19 protein-coding genes are annotated in these 19,100 nt (G+C 68.4%); 8 read left to right on the top strand and 11 right to left on the bottom strand.

The window, feature by feature from the left end; genetic code table 11:
* Nucleotides 1-52: 52 nt before the first annotated feature.
* Nucleotides 53-292 carry a glutaredoxin family protein gene (locus tag ACIRON_RS30050; RefSeq protein ID WP_357338520.1) on the bottom strand — a complete coding sequence of 80 codons (240 nt, stop codon included), beginning with the start codon at nt 290-292 and terminating at the stop codon, nt 53-55.
* A 57-nt stretch (nt 293-349) separates the two neighbouring features.
* Between ACIRON_RS30050 and ACIRON_RS30045 the strand changes: the two genes are divergently transcribed.
* From ACIRON_RS30045 to ACIRON_RS30035, 3 genes are all read left to right on the top strand, one after another.
* The gene (locus ACIRON_RS30045; protein WP_091043132.1) at nt 350-1,249 is read left to right on the top strand and encodes an HAD family phosphatase; all 900 of its coding nucleotides are present in this window, start codon (nt 350-352) and stop codon (nt 1,247-1,249) included.
* 191 nt (nt 1,250-1,440) lie between these two features.
* Nucleotides 1,441-2,190, top strand: coding sequence for a sigma-70 family RNA polymerase sigma factor (locus tag ACIRON_RS30040; RefSeq protein WP_402998826.1), 750 nt, complete (start codon nt 1,441-1,443; stop codon nt 2,188-2,190).
* Nucleotides 2,191-2,332: 142 nt separating this feature from the next.
* A complete protein-coding gene (locus tag ACIRON_RS30035) occupies nt 2,333-3,523 on the top strand; it encodes a DUF5667 domain-containing protein (protein ID WP_402998823.1) in 1,191 nt (396 codons plus the stop codon).
* A 125-nt stretch (nt 3,524-3,648) separates the two neighbouring features.
* On the opposite strand, the gene ACIRON_RS30030 is transcribed toward ACIRON_RS30035, so the two are convergent.
* From ACIRON_RS30030 to ACIRON_RS30010, 5 genes are all read right to left on the bottom strand, one after another.
* Entirely contained in the window at nt 3,649-4,605 is a 957-nt protein-coding gene (locus tag ACIRON_RS30030) for a lysophospholipid acyltransferase family protein (RefSeq protein WP_402998820.1), read from the bottom strand.
* Entirely contained in the window at nt 4,598-5,617 is a 1,020-nt protein-coding gene (locus tag ACIRON_RS30025; protein ID WP_402998817.1) for an NAD-dependent epimerase/dehydratase family protein, read from the bottom strand. The genes ACIRON_RS30030 and ACIRON_RS30025 overlap by 8 nt, the downstream gene beginning before the upstream one ends.
* 14 nt (nt 5,618-5,631) lie before the next feature.
* A complete protein-coding gene (locus ACIRON_RS30020) occupies nt 5,632-5,733 on the bottom strand; it encodes a 30S ribosomal protein bS22 (protein ID WP_008356322.1) in 102 nt (33 codons plus the stop codon).
* A gap of 185 nt (nt 5,734-5,918) precedes the next feature.
* Nucleotides 5,919-6,122 carry a helix-turn-helix domain-containing protein gene (locus ACIRON_RS30015; RefSeq protein WP_008356311.1) on the bottom strand — a complete coding sequence of 68 codons (204 nt, stop codon included), beginning with the start codon at nt 6,120-6,122 and terminating at the stop codon, nt 5,919-5,921.
* 210 nt (nt 6,123-6,332) lie between these two features.
* On the bottom strand, nt 6,333-7,532 hold the full coding sequence (locus tag ACIRON_RS30010) for an acetoin utilization protein AcuC (RefSeq protein WP_402998814.1): 1,200 nt from the start codon (nt 7,530-7,532) through the stop codon (nt 6,333-6,335).
* 184 nt (nt 7,533-7,716) lie between these two features.
* On the opposite strand from ACIRON_RS30010, the gene trpS reads away from it, so the two are divergent.
* The gene (gene trpS / locus ACIRON_RS30005) at nt 7,717-8,670 is read left to right on the top strand and encodes a tryptophan--tRNA ligase (RefSeq protein ID WP_402998811.1); all 954 of its coding nucleotides are present in this window, start codon (nt 7,717-7,719) and stop codon (nt 8,668-8,670) included.
* Nucleotides 8,671-8,791: 121 nt separating this feature from the next.
* Here trpS and ACIRON_RS30000 read toward each other — a convergent pair whose 3' ends face one another.
* Nucleotides 8,792-10,243, bottom strand: coding sequence for an MFS transporter (locus tag ACIRON_RS30000; protein WP_402998808.1), 1,452 nt, complete (start codon nt 10,241-10,243; stop codon nt 8,792-8,794).
* A gap of 257 nt (nt 10,244-10,500) precedes the next feature.
* On the opposite strand from ACIRON_RS30000, the gene ACIRON_RS29995 reads away from it, so the two are divergent.
* From ACIRON_RS29995 to ACIRON_RS29985, 3 genes are all read left to right on the top strand, one after another.
* Entirely contained in the window at nt 10,501-11,610 is a 1,110-nt protein-coding gene (locus ACIRON_RS29995; protein WP_402998805.1) for a ScyD/ScyE family protein, read from the top strand.
* Nucleotides 11,611-11,685: 75 nt separating this feature from the next.
* Nucleotides 11,686-12,666, top strand: a complete 981-nt coding sequence (locus ACIRON_RS29990; protein ID WP_402998803.1) for a type IV toxin-antitoxin system AbiEi family antitoxin — start codon at nt 11,686-11,688, stop codon at nt 12,664-12,666.
* Nucleotides 12,650-13,498: a hypothetical protein gene (locus tag ACIRON_RS29985; RefSeq protein ID WP_402998800.1), complete on the top strand. Its 849-nt coding sequence runs from the start codon at nt 12,650-12,652 to the stop codon at nt 13,496-13,498. Before ACIRON_RS29990 ends, ACIRON_RS29985 begins: the two co-directional genes overlap by 17 nt.
* A 76-nt stretch (nt 13,499-13,574) precedes the next feature.
* On the opposite strand, the gene ACIRON_RS29980 is transcribed toward ACIRON_RS29985, so the two are convergent.
* The 3 genes from ACIRON_RS29980 to ACIRON_RS29970 form a co-directional block, all read right to left on the bottom strand.
* Nucleotides 13,575-15,032: an alkaline phosphatase PhoX gene (locus ACIRON_RS29980; protein WP_402998798.1), complete on the bottom strand. Its 1,458-nt coding sequence runs from the start codon at nt 15,030-15,032 to the stop codon at nt 13,575-13,577.
* Between the two features lie 172 nt (nt 15,033-15,204).
* Nucleotides 15,205-16,662: an alkaline phosphatase PhoX gene (locus ACIRON_RS29975; protein WP_402998795.1), complete on the bottom strand. Its 1,458-nt coding sequence runs from the start codon at nt 16,660-16,662 to the stop codon at nt 15,205-15,207.
* Between the two features lie 422 nt (nt 16,663-17,084).
* Complete coding sequence (locus ACIRON_RS29970; protein ID WP_402998792.1) at nt 17,085-18,035, bottom strand: 5'-nucleotidase; 951 nt, start codon at nt 18,033-18,035, stop codon at nt 17,085-17,087.
* Between the two features lie 74 nt (nt 18,036-18,109).
* Between ACIRON_RS29970 and ACIRON_RS29965 the strand changes: the two genes are divergently transcribed.
* Nucleotides 18,110-18,532 (top strand): low affinity iron permease family protein, encoded by a 423-nt coding sequence (locus tag ACIRON_RS29965; protein WP_402998789.1) that lies wholly within the window; start codon nt 18,110-18,112, stop codon nt 18,530-18,532.
* 12 nt (nt 18,533-18,544) lie between these two features.
* On the opposite strand, the gene ACIRON_RS29960 is transcribed toward ACIRON_RS29965, so the two are convergent.
* Nucleotides 18,545-19,018, bottom strand: a complete 474-nt coding sequence (locus ACIRON_RS29960) for a hypothetical protein (protein ID WP_402998786.1) — start codon at nt 19,016-19,018, stop codon at nt 18,545-18,547.
* Nucleotides 19,019-19,100: the final 82 nt, after the last annotated feature.

Here is a 19,100-nt window from a genome sequence, read left to right as displayed (position 1 = left end):
GTTTGCGGAGTTGTCAGAGGGGGGTTGTTCAGGGTAATGGGCCGATCGACAGTTATTCTGGGGAGCGCGCCAGCGCTGCCCTCAGCCGCTCCTCGGAGACGCGCCAGAAGTCGTGCTGCTTCCCGTCGACGTACGTCACCGGCACCTCGTTCGTGAATCGCTCGCGCAGCTCCTCGTCGGCGTCGATGTCGACCTCGGCGTAGTCGTCCCCGACCACCTTCTCGAGGACCAGCCGAGCCTCGTCGCACAGATGGCAGCCCTGACGGGAGTAAAAGGTCACACGGGGTTCCATCCGACCATCTTGACACCTGGGCCCCTTCACGGCGTCCGGACCACTACTGTTGGCGAAATGAGCAGCGCCAGCGACCGCCGCCGTGCCGAACTGCGGCGAAAAGACCTCAAACGCCGCTCGGCTCTCGCCGGCGAGGCATCGGCCGCGGCCGCGGAGATCGAGGCCTGGCTCTATCCGACGACCGGAGACCCGACGGCGGCAGCGTTCTTCGACGTGGACAACACGATCATGCAGGGCGCGACGATCTTCCATCTGGCCCGCGGCCTGCACCGGCGCAAGTTCTTCCGGACCCGGGACATCGCCTCGGCGGCGTACAAGCAGGCCTATTTCCGGGTGGCCGGGGTCGAGGACCCGGCCCACATGGAGTCGGCGCGCTCCTCGGCCCTGTCGTTCATCCGCGGCCATCGCGCCGAGGAGGTCGAGAGCTTGATGGAGGAGATCTTCGAGGAGGGCATGGCCCACCGGATCTGGCCCGGCACCCGGGCGCTGGCGCAGACCCACATCGACCAAGGTCAGCGGGTATGGCTGGTGACCGCGGCGCCCGTCGAGGCCGCCCGGGTCATCGCCCGGCGACTCGGCCTCACCGGCGCCCTCGGGACGGTGGCGGCCACCGAGGACGGCGTCTACACCGGCGAGCTGGTCGGGGAGATGCTCCACGGGCCGGCCAAGGCGGAGGCGGTCAAGGCGATCGCCGCCCGGGAGGACCTCGACCTCTCCCGCTGTGCCGCCTACTCGGACTCCTACAACGACCTGCCGATGCTCTCGCTGGTCGGTCATCCGTGTGCGATCAACCCGGACGCGCGCCTGCGCGCCCACGCGCGCGAGAAGGGCTGGCCGATCCGGGACTACCGCACCGGGCGCAAGGCGGCCCGAGCCGGCGTGGTCACCGCGGCGCTGGGCGGTGCGGCCACCGGGGCGATCGCGGTGGCGATCGCGCTCCGCGGACGGCGCGAGTGATCACACCGTTGGCGACCTGTATGCAGTGACGGGTATTCGCTGCCTTGTCGGGAAAATGCCACCACACGCCGACGCAACTTCGGCTCGGGACCTGACATCGGGATGCCCTAACCCGTAAGGTTGGGCTCGCTCAGGGGGAGTCTTCGGGAGGGACCCACATGTCGCGCCGCGCCAATGACGTCCATCGTCGCTTGGATGCGCTGCGCGCTGCGGTCGAGCTCTTGATGAACGAGGGCTACGAACCCGCCTACGCCGGGGTGGCCGGTGCGTCCGGTCCGCTCGCCGAGCCCGAGCGTCGCGGCTCGGGTGGCACCCACGAGTCAACGCCCCGCTCCGACAACGAGCCGGACGACGACACCGAGCTCGCCGCCTCCTCGGAGGAGAGCGAGGCCGACCGCACCCGGCTGATCGCGCTGGTCGAGCTCGCCCGCAAGGGCGACAAGGAGGCGTTCGGCCTCCTCTACGACCACTACAACGGCGCGGTCTACCGCTTCCTCTTCTACCGGACCCGCTCCACCCAGGTCGCCGAGGACCTGACCTCGGAGACGTTCTTCCGGGCGCTCCGCTCGATGACCGGCTTCCGCTGGCAGGGCAAGGACTTCGGCGCCTGGCTGATGACCATCGCCCGCAACCTGGCCACGGACCACTTCAAGGCGGGACGTACGCGCCTGGAGACGACCACCGAGGACATGGGTCAGCACGACTCCTCCTCGGACGGGCCCGAGAAGATCGTGATGGCCGGAATCACCAACGAGATGCTGCTCGGCGCTCTCTCCAAGCTCCCCGACGAACAGCGCGACTGCATCATCATGCGTTTCCTCCAAGGGCTGTCGATCGCGGAGACAGCCGCTATCCTCGGGCGCAGCGACGGAGCCGTGAAACAGCTCCAGCTGCGCGGGATCCGCAATCTCGCCAAGCAGATGCCTGACGGGATCCGCTGATGACTGTGTTCCGCACCACCTTGAATGCTCGACCGGTTGCCGTAACCCGCGGCCGGGGCGACTCGTTGTCCGACATGGCAGCGCCTTGTGCGCAGCTGTTTCGACGAATCCCTGACAGCCGACACCGAGTAGGAACCCCCCGATGAGCCCGGCATTCCCGGCGCGAAAGCGTGCCGACGAGTTCGACCGAATGGTCGCGGCCACTGCCGCGACGGATCGGCGTGCCTCGCAGTCTGCCGACGAGCTTCGTGATCTGGCCGTCTTCGCTTCGTCGCTCTCCACTCTCAGCGACTCAGCCGTCCCCAGTCGCGACTTCTCCGTCTCCCTCCGCGAGCGCCTCATGGCGGCCGCCGACACCGAACTCGTGCCCGCGCCCCGCACCGAGAAGACCGTCGAGCGCAAGCTCACCGTCGGTCCCGTTCGCAGGCCGCGCCGGCAGCGCAATCTGGCCGTCGCCCTCGCCGCGATGGCGATCGTCGGCGGCACCGCGGGTGCCGCGGCCGCGTCCCAGACCGCTCTGCCCGGTGACTCGCTCTACCCGGTCAAGCGTGCCGTGGAGAACGTCTCGGCAGGCTTCACCGTCAGCACCCAGGCCCGCGGCATCCGGATCCTCGAGGACGCCGGCACCCGCCTGCGCGAGGCCAAGTCGCTCGTCGCCGACGCGCCGATGTCCGACTCCGAGCGGGTCACCACGACGCTGGAGACCTTCTCGCGACAGGCCGCCCACGGCTCCGACCTGCTGATCAGCGACTTCGAGCAGTCCCAGGACAACGACTCCCTCGCCCAGCTGCGTACGTTCGCGGCCGATGGCGTCGAGGAGCTGGCCGAGCTGAGCCCGAAGGTGCCCGAGCGGGCCGAGCCGGCCGTCTCCGACGCCGCGCAGACCCTCGTGCTGATCGACCAGGCCGCCGCCCAGCTCTGCCCCACCTGTGAGGGTGGCATCACCGAGCTTCCCGCGACGCTGGTCTCCAGCCTCACCTCCGACATCGACGGGCTGCTTCCGGCCGACACCGTCGTCGAGGCCGAGGCGCTGCCGCCGCTCACCCAGGACGACAACGCCCTCGACCTGCCCTCCATCGACCCGGACAAGATCGGTCCCGGCTCGGTGACCGACCCCAAGGGCACTCAGGACGACCCAGCGAAGCCCTCCGAGGAACCGGAAGAGGACGGCAGCATCCTGCCGAGCCCCAGCACCCCCACCGACGGCGATCCTTCCGAGGACCCGGACACCGACCCCGAGACCGTGACGGACCCCGTCACCGGTCTGGTCACCGGCGTCACCGGCCTGGTCGGCGACGTGCTCGCCGGCGCCACCGGTCTCCTCACCCCGTAAAGCACCACGCCGAGGCGTCACTGCCGTCGGCCGAGTGGGCACGCGTGTGCCATCTCGGCCGACGCGAGTGACGTCTCGGCCGACGGGGGCGACGCCTCGGCTGGGTGGGTCGGCCGGGGTGGGTGTCAGCCGAAGACGGAGGCGCGCTCGCCCAGCAGGCGGTAGAGGGTCTGCTGGATCGTCTCGCGCACCTGGTCGGTGACGTTGAAGACCAGCATGGGGTCGTCGGCCTCCGCGGCGTCGTACGCATCGGTGCGGATCGGCTCGCCGAACTCGATCAGCCACTTCGACGGGAGCGGGATGAGACCCAGGGGCCCGAGCAGCGGGAAGAACGGCGTGATCGGCAGGTAGGGAACGCCGATGACCTTGGCGAGGGCCGGGATGTTGCCGACCAGCGGATAGATCTCCTCAGCACCGACGACGGAGAGCGGCACGATCGGGACGCCGGTGCGCAGCGCTGAGGAGACGAAGCCGCCGCGCCCGAAGCGCTGGAGCTTGTAACGCTCGCTGTAGGGCTTGCCGATGCCCTTGAAGCCCTCGGGCCAGACGCCGACCAGCTCGCCGTTGCGCAGCATCCGCTCGGCGTCCTCGCTGCAGGCCAGCGTCGCGCCGGCCTTGCGGGCGATGTTGCCGACGATCGGCAACCGGAAGACGAGGTCGGCCCCGAGCGGGCGCAGGTCACGCCCGAGCTCGTCGTGGATCGAGACCATCGTCATCAGGCCGTCCATCGGGATGGTGCCGGAGTGGTTGGAGACGATCAGGGCGCCACCGTCGGTCGGGATGTTCTCGATGCCGCGGACCTCGACCCGGAACCACTTCTCCTTGATCGGCCGCAGCACGGCCAGCATGAAGCGTTGGGTGAGCTCGCGGTCGAAGCCGTATTCGTCGACGGAGTAGTCGCCCGAGATCCGGCGGCGCAGGAACACGATGAAGCGAGCGAGCTGCTCTTCCCACTCGGTTCCGAAGACCTCTTTGGCGGCGATCTCCAGAGCCGCGGCCCAGTCGGCCGCCGGGATCGCCCGCAGCGGGTGGCGCTCGCGCGCCGTGGTGCCGGTGAAACCCTGGGCGGCGGACTCAGTCACCGGGCGCTCCTGTCAGTCGGCTCTCCAAGGCGGCCAGCGCACGGTCGGCACGGTTCACGGACGGCATCACGCTGTCCGCAAAGTCTACGACCGTGGCTTCGGTCGTGTATCGAGGTTCGAAGCCCAGCAGGGAGCGCATCCGCGTGGTGTCGACGCCGCGACCGTAGGTCAGCAGCGCCCTCAGCTCGGCGGGATACTCGCCGCCGCCGAACCTCGCCAGGCCGAACATCGGCTCAGGGATCGGCACGGTCATCCGCTGCAGCCGTCTCGCGACCTGCGAATGGGTCAGCACGCCGTCGCCGGCGACGTTGAACGTCCCGGGGACCCCGGTGCGTACGGCATGCTCGAGGACGCCGTAGAGGTCCTGCTCGTGAAGAAACTGAAGGCGCGGGTCGAAGCCGAGCACGTTGGGTACGACCGCTCGCCGGAAGTGGGCAGCGATCGGGCTGACCACGCTCGGTCCGAGGACGTTGGCGCAGCGCAGGACCGTCACGGCGATGTCCGGGCGACGACGGGCGAAGCCGCGTACGTAGGACTCGATGTCGGCCACGTCGCGGGCATAGCCGGAGGACGGGGTGCGCCGCGGCTCCATCGACTCGGTGAACATCGCCGGATCGCGGCTGCTCGCCCCGTAGACCTGGGTCGTCGACTTCACCACGACCTGGCGCAGGGACGGCGCGGTCTGACAGGCCGCGAGGAGCTGCATCGTCCCGATGACGTTGAGCTCCTTCATCGTCGAACGACCCCCGGTGGTGCCGGGGGTCGCGATGACGCTGAGGTGGACGACGGTGTCGACCTCCTCCTTGGCGATCACCTTGGCGATCACCGGGTTGCGGATGTCGGCTCGGACGAATCCGACTTTGCCGATGTCGCCGCGAGGCGGTGCGACATCGACGCCGATCACTCGCTCGACGTTCGGGTGGCGGGCGGCAGCGCGCGCAAAACGGCGCCCGAGGTCACGCGAGACCCCGGTGACCAGGAGGACCCGACCGGGTCCAGAGCGTTCCGCCACCTACGCCACGTACGTCACTTGCCGAGCTTGCGGCGCTGGACGCGAGTCTTCTTGAGCAGCTTGCGGTGCTTCTTCTTCGCCATGCGCTTGCGACGCTTCTTGATGACAGAACCCACGGGGAACCCTTCACGATCGTTGCAGAGAATGCCGGCCCGGTGCCGACGCGGCCACTCACCGCAGCGCGCGGCAAACAGACCTAGGGGGTAAGACTAACGAAGCCAGGGCACCCAGAGAGAATCGGTGACCCGATGCGACCGGTGTTGCCCCCGCGCCCTACGTGCCCGGGCGCGGGGTCCGACAACTAGCCCGCGTTGTAGAACGAGCTCTTGAGGTATTCGTTCGCGTCGTCCTCCCGAACCCGGAAGGAACGACCGACACGCACCGCAGGCAGCTCGCCCGAATGAACCAACCGGTAGACCGTCATCTTGGATACGCGCATCATCGACGCAACCTCGGCAACGGTCAGGAACTTGCTGTCAGAGATGTCTCCAGAAGGAGTAACCATCTGCTTCCACCGTTCTCTCTCGAGTGATCGCGACGCCAGCGGCTTCCCCACCTCTGGTCCATGAACGCGATCCCAAAGTGAGAATAGGGCCTGATGTGACTGATGGGGAAGGGGACACCCTTGAGAATCTCACATACCACCGGCGTGTCGAGTTGCATTTGGGCGCGACGAACTGCGGTTTCTAGACCGTCCCGAAACTAGGTGACCGGGCTACGGCATCGGGTCGAGCCCGTGCAGCGGGAACACCGCTGTGCGAGTCGCGTGGACCTGCCGGTCCAGCCACGTGCCGGGGTCGTATCCGCTCCCCCAGTCGCGGTAGGCCGGTTCACGTCCGTCCGTCATGCGCAACGGCGCGACCCTCCCGAGGCGCGTCTGCACGTGCTCGCGCCAGCCACCTGGCACGTCGAGCGTCGGCTCCAAGGGATTCCCCGACACTAGCGCAAGAAGGTGGGTCCATGCGCGTGGCACGACGTCGACGACCGCGTACCCACCCCCGCCGAACGCCACCCACTTGCCCGCGCACACCTCGTGCGCGAGCTCGTGGAGTGCGACGTACGCCGCCCGCTGGCCGTCCACGCTCAGCGCCAGGTCGGCGAGGGGGTCGTCGGTGTGCGAGTCGCAGCCCTGCTGGGTCACCAGGATCTCCGGCTGGAACTCACGGACCAGGTCGGGCACGACGGCGTGGAAGGCACGTAGCCAGCCGTGGTCGGCCGTGCCGGGCGGCAGGGCGACGTTGACCGCGGTGCCCTCGGCTTCGGGTCCGCCGATCTCCTCGGCGAAGCCGGTGCCGGGGAAGAGCAGCTGGCCGGTCTCATGGATCGAGATCGTCAGGACGCGCGGGTCGTTCCAGAAGGCCCGCTCCACACCGTCCCCGTGGTGCACGTCCACGTCGACGTACGCGACCTTCTTCACGCCCTGGTCGAGGAGCCACTGGATGCCGGCGGCGACGTCGTTGTAGATGCAGAACCCGGCAGCGCGCCCGCGCATCGCGTGGTGGAGGCCGCCCATGATGTTGGCGCTGTGCAGGCTCTCGCCGGAGTAGACCTGGCGGCAGGCCTCGATGCTCGCGCCGACGATGTGGGCGCTGGCGTCGTGGATGTGCGCGAAGACCGGGTCGTCCTCGGTGCCGAGGCCGTGGGCGAGATCCGACTCGCCGCTTCGGCCGGCCTTGATGACCGCCTCGATGTAGCTCTCGTCGTGGATGGTGAGCAGCTGCTCCGGGGTGCCCATCGGCGCCTCGACGACCTTCAGATGGTCGAGTACTCCGAGCTCGCCGGCCAGGCGCATCGTCAGGTCCACCCGGATCGGCGCCATCGGGTGAGTCGGGCCGAAGTCGTAGTCGGCCAGGCTCTCGTCGAAGACGACCGTCGAGTGCCCCTGGCAGGTGTTCGGCCCTGTGATCGTCGTCATGGGCCACACGGTATCCGTGAGGTGTGCGACACTGGATGGGTGTTCAGCATTCGTTCCACGCAGTGGTGGTCCGCCTCCTAGGCGGTCCACCTCTTGTCGAGCACTCACATCAGGCCGCCCACGGGCGGCCTTTCTGTTTGTGAACGTCGCTGACCCGTGGGCCTCACCACCCGAAAGGTCCATCATGACGAAGCGACTCTCCCTCATCACCCCCTCCGGCCGACTCACCCTCGGCAACCTGCTCGGCGCACTGCGACCCATGGCCGCCTCGGCCGACCCGGACGCCTTCTACGGGCTCTCCGACCTGCACGCGCTGACGCTGCCGCACGAACCGTCGGTGCTGCGTACGCGAACCGAGGAGATGGCCCTCCTCCTGATGGCCTCCGGGCTCGAACCGGCCACCTTGTTCATCCAGTCCCACGTCCCCGCGCATCGCTCGCTCGGCTATCTGCTCGAGTGCGTCGCACATACCGGCGAGCTGGGCCGGATGATCCAGTTCAAGGAGAAGTCGCGCCGGGTCGGGGCCTCGGTGCGCGCCTCGCTGTTCACCTATCCGGTGCTGATGGCGGCCGACATCCTGCTCTACGGTGCTTCCGAGGTTCCGGTGGGCGACGACCAGCGCCAGCACGTCGAGCTCGCCCGCGACATCGCGATCCGGTTCAACACGACGTACGGCCGGGTCTTCACGGTGCCGGCGGCGGTCCATCCGGCGGCCGGGGCCCGGATCATGGACCTGGCCGATCCGACCCGCAAGATGTCGAAGTCGGCCGGCGACGAGCATCCCGGGTCGATCTTCCTGCTCGACGATGCCGATGTCGTACGTCGCAAGGTGGCCCGCGCCGTCACCGACTCCGCCGGGGACGTCTCCCGCGACCCCGAGCGGCCGGGGGTCACCAACCTGATCGACATCCTCGAGGCTTGCGGCGGATCTTCTGCCGGGCTGTCCGGCTACGGCGAGCTGAAGTCCGCAGTCACCGACGCGGTCGTCGCCGAGCTCGAGCCCATCCAGAAGCGCTACCGCGAGCTCGCCGCGGACCGGACGTACGTGACGGAGGTGTACGCCACCGGAGCGGCTCGGTGCCGGGAGGTCACCGCGCCGGTCCTGGCCGCTGCGGAGGCGGCGATCGGACTGGCGTGAGGTTCCTCCAGCAAGGCGATGTCCTGAGCTTGTCGAAGGGTATGCAGACGAAGGAACACATCCCGAGCGGAGTTCCGCGCGGGATGTGTTCCCTGAGCTGCATACCTTGACGGAGGAACCGTCAGATCCGTACGTCCGCCAGCTCCCCCACCCGCGCACCCTGCGGCCGCAGGTAGACCACGAAGGTGACCAGGGCGCAGATGGCGTAGAAGACGGTGAAGGCGACGAACGCCGACTTCGTGGCGTCGAGGGGGTTGTCGACCCAGGGGCTGTTGAAGGCGATCGGGATGAGGAAGCCGCCGACCGCGCCGACCGCGCCGATGATGCCAACCGCGGCGGAGGACTTCTTGGTCGCGCCGACGAGGGCGGCCTCGCGCTCATCGGTGCCCGGGGTGGTGGCCAGCTCGGCCTCGCGACGGAAGATCGAAGGGATCATCTTGTACGTCGACCCGTTGCCGATGCCGGTCGAGGCGAAGACCAGCATGAAGAAGCCCAGGAAGACCGGGAACCACGACTGGTTCGCCGCCGCGATCGCGGGCGAGGCATCCGGGTTCGGGGTGAGCTGCATCAGCGTCCACAGCACCGCGAGGGTGAAGACGACCATCCCGACGAACGCACCGAGCGTGACCTTCGCGCCACCGAAGCGATCGGCGAGCCAGCCACCGAACGGCCGGGTCGCGGAGCCGACCAGCGCGCCGAGGAAGGCGAAGTAGGCGAAGTAGATGCCGGTGCCGAGCGGTGCGGGCTCGGGCACCCAGAAGTTCAGCTTGATCAGCAGCGGCATCGCGGCGGAGTAGCCGATGAAGGAGCCGAAGGTGCCGATGTAGAGGAACGACATGATCCAGGTCTGCTTCGACTTCACCACCGAGAGCTGCTCACGCACGGACGACTTCGCGGAGCTGATGTTGTCCATGAAGAAGAAGGCCGCGAGGATCGCGATGACGGCCAGCGCCGCGTAGACGAACGCCGCCCGCTCCAGGTGGATGCCACCGGACGAGGCCTTGACCAGCCCGAAGATGCCCGCACCGCCGACGATGACCGGCAGCAGGAACTGGATGAGGGCGACGCCGAGGTTGCCGCCGGCGGCGTTGAGGCCGAGTGCGGCGCCCTTCTTCGAGGCGGGGTAGAAGAAGTTGATGTTGGCCATCGAGGAGGCGAAGTTCCCGCCGCCGAGGCCGGCGGTCGCGGCGATGAGGCAGAAGACCCAGTAGGGGGTGGACGGCTGGGTGACGGCGTACGCGAAGCCGAGGGTCGGCACGAGCAGCAGCGCGGCCGACATCATCGTCCAGTTGCGGCCGCCGAACTTCGGCACCGCAAGGGTGTAGGGCACCCGCAGCAGCGAGCCGACCAGGTTCGGGATGGCGATCAGGAAGAAGAGCTGCGACGGCGTGAAGTCGAAGCCCTGGGCGACCAGGAAGGCCGAGGAGACCGACCAGATCAGCCAGACCGAGAAGCCGAGGTGCTCGGCGAAGATCGACCAGATCAGGTTGCGGCGGGCGGTCTTCGCCCCGGTCTCCTCCCAGAAGGTGGCGTCCTCCGGACGCCAGTCGTCGATCCAGTGGCGGCGGCTCATGTGGGCTCCTCAGGTGCGGGCGGTCGGCGAGATGCCACTCACCATCGCCAGCCCACGTTTCAGCCGGCGCCAACCCTCGCGCGCAGGCCCGTCAACTTCCGCTCACGACCTCACAGGGCTCACAACCTCACCGCTGCCACCGAGAACGCCGTTACCCAAACCGGGCGATTCGATCGCCACCGGAGGCAATGAGACTGAACAACGACCGGCGACGACGCGGTCGCCGGTCCGTACAGACAACACAAGGGGGACACACAATGTCCAGACTTCCAAGGTGTCTGACGGCGGCTGTCGCACTGATCATCGGTGCGGCGCTCATCGCCACCACCCCGGCAGCACAGGCTCACTCGAAACCCAAGCTGCCCAAGGGCGTACTCGCATCCGGCCTGCTCTCCCCGCTCAGCGCGGCGGTGGACGAGGACGGGACGGCGTACGTCTCCTCGAACTTCGCCGGGCAGATCCTGAAGGTCCGGCCGGGCAAGTCGCCGAAGGTCGTCTACACCGACCCGAACGGCTACGAGGTCGGCGGGCTCTCGGTCCACGACGGCGTGGTGATCTTCGTGGTCACCCGGTCCAACCGCGAGACCTTCGAGAACACGGGCAGCTGGCTGAAGCGGCTCTACCCCTCGGGCAAGGTCAAGACGGTCGCCGATCTGCACGCCTACGAGACGAAGCGCAACCCCGACGGCCATACGCGCTACGGGTTCCGCGACGGCGACACCGACTGCAACGCGAAGTGGCCGGCCGACATCGGCGCGCCCGCCGCGTACAAGGGTGGGATCGACTCGCACCCGTACGCCACCGCGCTCACGCACGGTCGCACCTACGTCGCGGACGCCGGCGGCAACAGCATCCTGTCGGTCTCCTCGCACGGTCACATCCGGACCGTCGCGACCCTGCCGGGGATCCCGTACACGTTCACCCCGGAGGTGGTCGCCGGCTTCGGGCTCGACCCGTGCTTCGAAGGCCGGACCTACTACTTCGAGGGAGTCCCGACCGACGTCGAGACCAGCCACCACGGACGTCTCTACGTGTCCAGCCTGCCGGGCGGACCGGAGGGTCCTGAGCTCGGTCCTCGTGGCAGCGTCTTCAAGATCGACGCCAGGACGGGACACAAGAAGCAGGTCGCCAAGGGCTTCCTCGGCGCCACCGGTGTCGCGGTGAGTCCGCACGGCACGATCTACGTGGCCGAGATGTTCGGCAACAAGATCACCGCCGTACGTCACGGCCACCGCTGGACCAAGGCGTCACCGCCGACTCCAGGAGCGGTCGAGTGGACCAGGTGGGGCGTGGTCGCCACGATCGACGTCCTCTCCGGCACCGACGGCACCTCGGCACCGGCCGGGAAGCTGGTCAACCTGGGCTGACACACGAACGAGGTGTTCAGTATTTGCTGCTGTTCAGTTAGTCTGAACGGCAGTAAATACTGAACGGACGTGATGATGGCCATCGACCCCGACGCTGCAGTGACACACCTGAACGACCTCGGGCTGACCCTAGAACTGGAGTCGACGGAAGAGGTCCCCAACGGTGACATCTTCTGCTGGGCCACGCTGAGCCGCGGGGGCGTTGCCGCACCGTACACGTTCCTGGGCACCCGGCGAGTCCGACTGGCCGACGCTCGAGGAGCACTGGTCCTCGCCGGAGATCGGCCCCTGTTGCTCTGGACTCATCACATCCCACCGAAGACCGCGGACGCTCTTCGTCGCGCCGGCATTCAGTACGCAGATGAGGCGGGCAACGCTCATATCGAGTTCGGCGATGTCTTGGTGGATATCCGCGGACGTCGACCGAGCGGACCTGCACCACAGTCGCCGACAACCACGGCCACCAACCTCTTCAGCACCAGCCGGTCTCAGATCGTCTTCGCCCTGCTCGCCTGGCCGGCGCTCTGGAAGGCCCCCCAGCGCGAGATCGCCCAAGCGTCCGGCGTATCGGTGGGGCTGGTGAACGACACACTGCGACTGCTGCACGGGTCGGGCTACGACTTGCCCGCGTCCGGGAGGCGGAGCGGCGCCCTTCTCGATCACTGGGCCGCGGCTTTCCCCAGCGGACTCGCCCCTCGGCTACGGCTTGCCGACTTCCACGGGGACATCGACGTCGAGAATCTCCGCGGCACCTCCATCTACATCAGCGGCGAGAGTGCCGTGCGCGACGTGATTCGGCCCGCGACCCTGACCATCTACGTCGACGACCTCACGCAACCGGACGGGCCAAGCCTCCCGATCTTGAACCGCTGGCGCACCGACGGCACCATGAACGTGTTCGTACGCCGGAAGTTCTGGCGCGATCCCGGTGCGGAAGAACGCCCATCCGAACCGCGTCGACTCAGCCCGTGGCCACTTGTCTACGCCGACCTCTTGGCAACCGGAGACCCGCGCCTACGCACCGTCGCACAGGATCTGCGTGACCATGAAGCTTGACCTGGCCCGCCTTCCGAGCGGGACACTCGACCCGGTCAGCGACGTCGTCGGCGCAGCCCTGCAGGCCGCTCCAGATCTCCGCCCTGACGACGTCATGCTCGTCGGCGCCCACGCACGCGACCTATGGCACGTCTCGCTCGGGCATGAGACCAAGACAAGGCCCACCCACGACATCGATCTCGCGATCGCCCTGGCTTCCTGGGACTCGTACAAGGCTCTCACCAGCGCTTTCTCAGCAATGGGCAGCAACCAGATCAGATACCGCATCGCGGGCATCGACGTCGATCTTCTTGCATTCGGTGAGGTGGAGGATCCTGTCGGCGTCGTCACCCCGCCGCCTCGTACGGATGGCGTCAGCGTGTGGGCGTTCGACGAGATCTACAACGCCGCAGCGCCGCTCGACCTGGGGCTCGCGGGCGCGATTCGGCTGCCAACACCCTCCGGATACGCCGCAGCCAAGCTCGCCGCCTGGCTTGATCGTTCCGCGTACGGCGAGTTCAAGGACGCCCAAGACATCGGCGTCGTGCTGTCGTGGTACTCCGACTCCGCAGAGGTCAGCGATTCCCTCTACGAGACCGAAGCGGGCAATGAGGTTCTGGCCACCGAAGAGTACGACTCGACGCTTGCCGCCGCGCATTGGCTCGGTCGCGATGTGGGGATCCTCATCGGCGCGGAGCGAACCGCCGAACTCGTTGAGCGGTGGCCCGGCGACAAGCAGAACCTGGGCGCATATCTCGGCCTGGCCTTCGCACCGACCTCTTCACCCGAACATCGGCGGCGTCAGGAGCGCATCGACGCCCTCTCGAGAGGGATCGGACATGCACTGACCTGAGGCGAGGTCGCTTGACCACCTGTGTACGCGGCGGGCGGCTCGAGCCGCCCGCCGCGTACGTCTTCCTTCTCGGGCCTCAGCCGAGGTAGCGCTCCCACGGGCCGGTGATGGCCAGGGTGTAGCCGGGGTCCTGCATGTTGACGAAGAGGACCTTGCCGTCGGGCGAGAAGCAGGGGCCGCAGAACTCCGAGTCGTTGAGGTCGTTGCGGGCGATGGCGTACGCCGGGCCGCCGGGGAACGCGCCGAGCACGTGCGAGGCGCCGGTGCCGTCCTCGGCGAGCACCAGCGAGCCCCAGGGGGTGACGGTGACGTTGTCGGGTCCGTCGAAGGTGAGGTCGGTGTACTTCGGCGCCGGGGCATCGTCCTCGGACTGCGTCTGGTGCGGGAAGTACGTCACGAGCTGGATGGTCTCGGCCGCGTAGTCGTAGAACCAGACCATGCCGTCGTGCGGGCTGGCGTCGGCGGGGAGATCGGTGTCCTCCCAGGCGTAGGAGTTGACCACGTAGACACCCTCGTCGGTGCCCCACACGCCCTCGAACTTGCGCCCGCGGGTGACCTCGCCGTCGGCGAACTGCTCCCGACAGGGAGTCGACTGCGCGTCGCGCTCGGGGACGGTCTTCCACGTCACCGGGAAGGGCTGGCCCAGCTGGGCCGAGGTCAGGTAGGCCACGTCGGGCAGCACCGAGCCGTCGGGCAGGATGATCTGCATCGCGGCGAGCGTGCCGGCGTCGTCGGCCAGCTCGGTGAGCACGCCCGGACCGAGCCTCACCCCGGCCGGGGCGGTCCAGCGGTAGAAGAGCCCGTTGGGCTCGTCGGCATCCTCGGAGAGGAACACCTTCGTCCTGGTCCTGTCGATCGCGAGGGCCTCGTGGTCGTAGCGGCCGAAGGCCTTGATCGGGCGCGGGTCGGCCGAGCCGTCGGCCCAGACCTCGAAGACGTAGCCGTGGTCCTTCTCGTAGACCCCGGTGCTGCCGTCCTCGCCCTCCCACTCCTCACCGGCGTCGTTGACGGTCTCCTCGCAGGTCAGCCAGGTCCCCCACGGCGTCGGGCCACCGGCGCAGTTGGTGGAGGTGCCGGAGATCGCGACGAACTCGCCGAAGTTGGCGCCGCCCGCGTCGGTGGTGATCACGGTGCAGCCGCCCGACGGCGCGCCCGGGTCGTAGACGGTGCCCTCGACGAGCGGCACCGGTACGCCCTCGCCCGGCTCGATCTCGTGGTTCTGGATGAGCGTGTAGCGACCGCGCCTACCACCGAGCACCATCATCCCGTCGTGGTTGGACGGCGTCTTCTCCCCCGTCTTCAGGGTCGTCTCACCGGCGGAGGTGACGATGGCGTACGCGAACCCCTCGGCCAGCGCGAGGATCCCCTTGGGGTCGTCCACGAGCGGCGGGAACGGCTCACGGGCGCGCCTGCGTCCCGGGGTACCGGGCCGCGCGGGCTTCGCCTCGGCGAGAGCGGGGACGGCACCGGCGACGGCCAGGCCGACCCCGGTCGCGGCTCCTCCGGTGAGCAGGGAGCGTCGAGTTGCGGGCATGGGTTGAACTCCTCGAGCGAAGGTAGGGGATCCCGAGACAGGTCTCAGCCCTCAACCCAAGCCACTCCGCAACACCTGCGCGCGCGCCCGAGATGAACCTCAGGCGACGGCGCCGTGAAACGTAGGCGGGGGGGCGACCCGAGCCGCCCGCCGCCTATGTTCGCCCTGGGCCTCAGCCGAGGTAGCGCTCCCACGGGCCGGTGATGGCCAGCGTCAGACCCGGGGACTGCATGTTGACGAAGAGCACCTTGCCGTCCGGCGAGAACGCCGGTCCGCAGAACTCGGAGTCGTTGAGCTGGTTGCGCGCGATGGCGTACGTCGGGCCGCCGGGGAACGAGCCGAGCACGTGCGAGGAGCCCGAGCCGTCCTCGGCGAGCACCAGCGAGCCCCACGGCGTGACGGTGACGTTGTCCGGGCCGTCGAAGACCAGGTCGTCGTAGGCGGGCCGGTCGTTCTCCCACGCCTCGTCGTTGTGCGGGAAGTACGTCACCAGCTGGATGGTCTCGTTCTTGTAGTTGTAGAACCACACCATGCCGTCGTGCGGGACCGCGTCGGCCGGCAGGTCGGAGCTGTCCTCACCGGCGTAGGAGTTGACGACGTAGACGCCCTCGTCGGTGCCCCACACGCCCTCGAACTTCTTCCCGCGGGTCACCTCGCCGGTGGCGAACTGCTTCCGGGTCGACACCTCGCGCGCATCGCGATCGGGCACCGGGATCCAGCGGACCGGGAACGGCCGGTTGAGCTGGGTGGAGGTCAGGTAGGCCACGTCGGGCAGGATCGAGCCGTCGGGCAGGATGATCGCCATCGCACCGAGCTCGCCGGCGTCGTCGGCCAGGTCCTCCGCGATCCCGGGCCCGAGCTTGTAGCCGCGCGGGGCCTTCCAGCGGTAGAACAGCCCGTTCGGCCCGGAGGCGTCCTCGGAGAGGTAGACGTGGCGGCGGTCCTCGTCGATCGCGAGCGCCTCGTGGGCGTAGCGACCGAAGGCCTTGATCGGGAGCGGCAGCTTGCGACCGTCGGGGAAGACCTCGAAGACGTACCCGTGGTCCTTCTGATAGCCGTTCCCCGAGCGCGTCTCGGTCTCTTCGCAGGTCAGCCAGGTCCCCCACGGGGTCGGGCCGCCGGCGCAGTTGGTGAGCGTGCCGGAGATGCCGACGAACTCGCCGAGGTTCTCGCCGCGCGCGTTGGTGGTGATCACGGTGCAGCCGCCGGCGGCGGTCGCACCCGGGTCGTAGACCGTGCCCTCGACGTGCGGGACGCCGTACGTCGCGTTGCGGCCGAGCTCGTGGTTCTGGATCACCGTGTAGGTGCCGCGGCGGCGGCCGGCGAAGACCGCGTTGCCGTCGTGGGCGCCCGGGGTCAGCTCGCCGCTGTCGAGCTTGGAGACGCCCGCGCGGGTGATGATCGTGTACGAGAAGCCCTCGGCCAGCGCCAGGATCCCGTCGGGGTCGTCGACGAGCGGCGGGAAGACCTCGTACGGGGTGGGCGCGTACGTTCCGGCGCCGGATCCGCGCCCGTTCCTCGCGGTGGCACCAGGGGTGGATTCGGCGAGCGCGGGCATGTTCCCGGCAATCGCGATCCCGACGCCGGCGGCAGCGCCGCCGGCGATCAGAGAGCGACGGGATGCAGGCATGGTGGTACTCCTCGAGCTTGGTAGGGGATCCCGAGACTGGTCTCGGCCCTACTCAAGCCACTCCACATCACCCGCGAGCCCGCGCGAGGTGAACGTCAGGCGGCGACGCCGTGAAACGTACGCCGGAGGCGCCTCAGGCCGCTCTGAAAAGGCCGCTCAGGCCGGTCTTCCGGGCGGGGCCGGAGCGCCCGCTCTCCCACGCGTACCCGCACCTGCAGCACATCAACCGCCGGCGGCCCCCCACCGAACGCGAGAGAACCCGGATCTCCTCGTCTTCGGTGCACTTGGCACACATAGCCGAAGTCATCGAGTGAACTCCTCGCACTTCTCAAGTGAACAGAATCTGTACAACTCCGCCCAGGGTGACATATGCAGGCGCCGATCCACCAGATGAGAACCTCCTGTGGATGAACTGTAAAGCGCTATTGACCAGCGGGAACATCGTCGGCGTTGGCCACGCCGTAGGGGACGTGGACCCCGGCGATCGACCCGACCGCCTCGTCCAGGTGGGTCGACTGGTCGTCGAAGAAGATCAGCGGGCGGAGCACCTCGAGCACACGTACCTTCTCCACGCCACCCAGGAAGAACGCCTCGTTGACGTGGACGTCCCAGGACTGCAGCGACCGGATCGCCCGCTCGTGGGCCGGAGCGCCGCGAGCGGTGACCAGCGCGATCCGCAGCCGCGGCTCATAGTCAGGGGACTCCAGGCGGCGCTGCTCCTCGATCCGCTGGATCCGGTTGAGGTCGCGCAGCAGCGGCTGCAGCGGCCCGGGCTCGAGCGGCTCGGCCTTCCGGCTCGCCTCATAGACCCGGTAACGCTCGATCCCCTCCTCGCGGAAGACCCGCTCGGAGCCGTCGTCGGCGAGCACACCGTCGAAGTCGAAGGCGACGACGACGGAGCGGTCCGTCTCGTCGTACGTCGCCGCCGACGGCAGCACGTGCCCGGCCGGGAACCCCTCCCGGCTGGCCGCGATGACGTCCTCGCGGTTGCCGCTGAGGAACAGTGACATGTCGAGCGCGCCGATGTAGGGGTGGGGCGAGCGGCCCTGGGTGAAGACCGCGCGGGTCATCGACAGGCCGTGGTGCTCGATCGAGCGCATCACCCGCAGCCCGGTGTTGGGGTCGTTACGCGAGACCACGATCACCTCGACGAGACCGTCGTCGGCGTCGGGCGCCAGGTCGTTGAGGCTCAGCAGCCGCTTGATGAACGGGAAGGCGACCCCCGGTGCGAGCGGATCGTCGATCCGATCGTCCTGGTAGCGGCGGTAGGCCTCTTCACCGTGCTCGCGGAAGTACGCATCCGACTCGGTGAGGTCGAAGAGCGCGCTCGAGGCGATCCCGACGACCAACCGGTCACTCAGCTCATATCCCACGCGTCGCAACCTACCGTCCACGCGGGTACGGCGAGCTCGGATCGGGTACTGACCAGTCGGAAGAGGAGGCAGAGATGTCGACGAGCGAGCAGGAGCATCAGGGCGAGAAGACGATGCCGTCGGAGGTCACCGGCAAGGTGGGGTTCTTCGACCACTTCGCCACCCGCGCGAGCGACTTCGTGTCCCGCGCGTGGTTCTTCATGATGTGCGTGCTGCTGGTGGTGGTCTGGGCGCCGTCGATCGTCGTGCTGCCGGATGTGGACACCTGGCAGCTGATCATCAACACGGCGACGACGATCGTCACGTTCCTGCTGGTAGCGCTCCTGCAGAACACCCAGAAGCGGGCCGACGACGCCGTCCAGCAGAAGCTCAACGCCATCGCCGAAGGGCTCTCCGGGATGATGGAAAGGCTGGCCCGCGACCATCCTGAGCTGCGCGACGACCGCGACGAGCTGCGGAAGGCGGTCGGCCTGGAGGAACGGGAGAGCGCCGAGTGAACGCCCCCTGCCTCAGTCCACCTTGGTGACGCGGAGGAACTCCTGGACGTCGAAGACGGCACGGAAGACGCCGGCGCCCTTGGGGAGCAGGGGTGCGACCTCGGAGTAGGGGACGACGCGCGGGTCGGTGACGCGGTGGTCGACGCCGTCGTGGACGATCGTGGCCGAGTTGGCGGCCAGCACGTTCTGGGCCCAGTCGACCTTCGAGGTGTAGGGCAGATTGATGATGAAGCCGTCGGGGGTCGGGAACGGCGTGATCGGGGTGGCGTACTCCCGCCCGCTCGCGCGGCCGACGTGGAGGACGACGCCGTTGGTGACGCCCTCCATCCCGGCGGTCTTCAGGGCCTCGGAGGCGAACCGCTTCGAGAAGGCGCGGATGCGGTCCTGAAGCCACGGCGACTTGTTGCGCATGCCGATCACGAAGGCCGCCCCCGCGCCCGCTGCGCCGACGGCCAGGAGACCCGGGATCACTCGACTCAATCGCATGCTGCCAACGTACATCGGCGGGTGACAGATACCGTGTGCGTCGTCACACTGGAGGTCTGATCCACCGGAGGGAAGGAGCGCG

The organism is Nocardioides sp. NPDC101246, from assembly GCF_044767415.1.
Classification (GTDB): domain Bacteria; phylum Actinomycetota; class Actinomycetes; order Propionibacteriales; family Nocardioidaceae; genus Nocardioides.
This window is presented reverse-complemented; position numbering and strand designations above follow the sequence as displayed.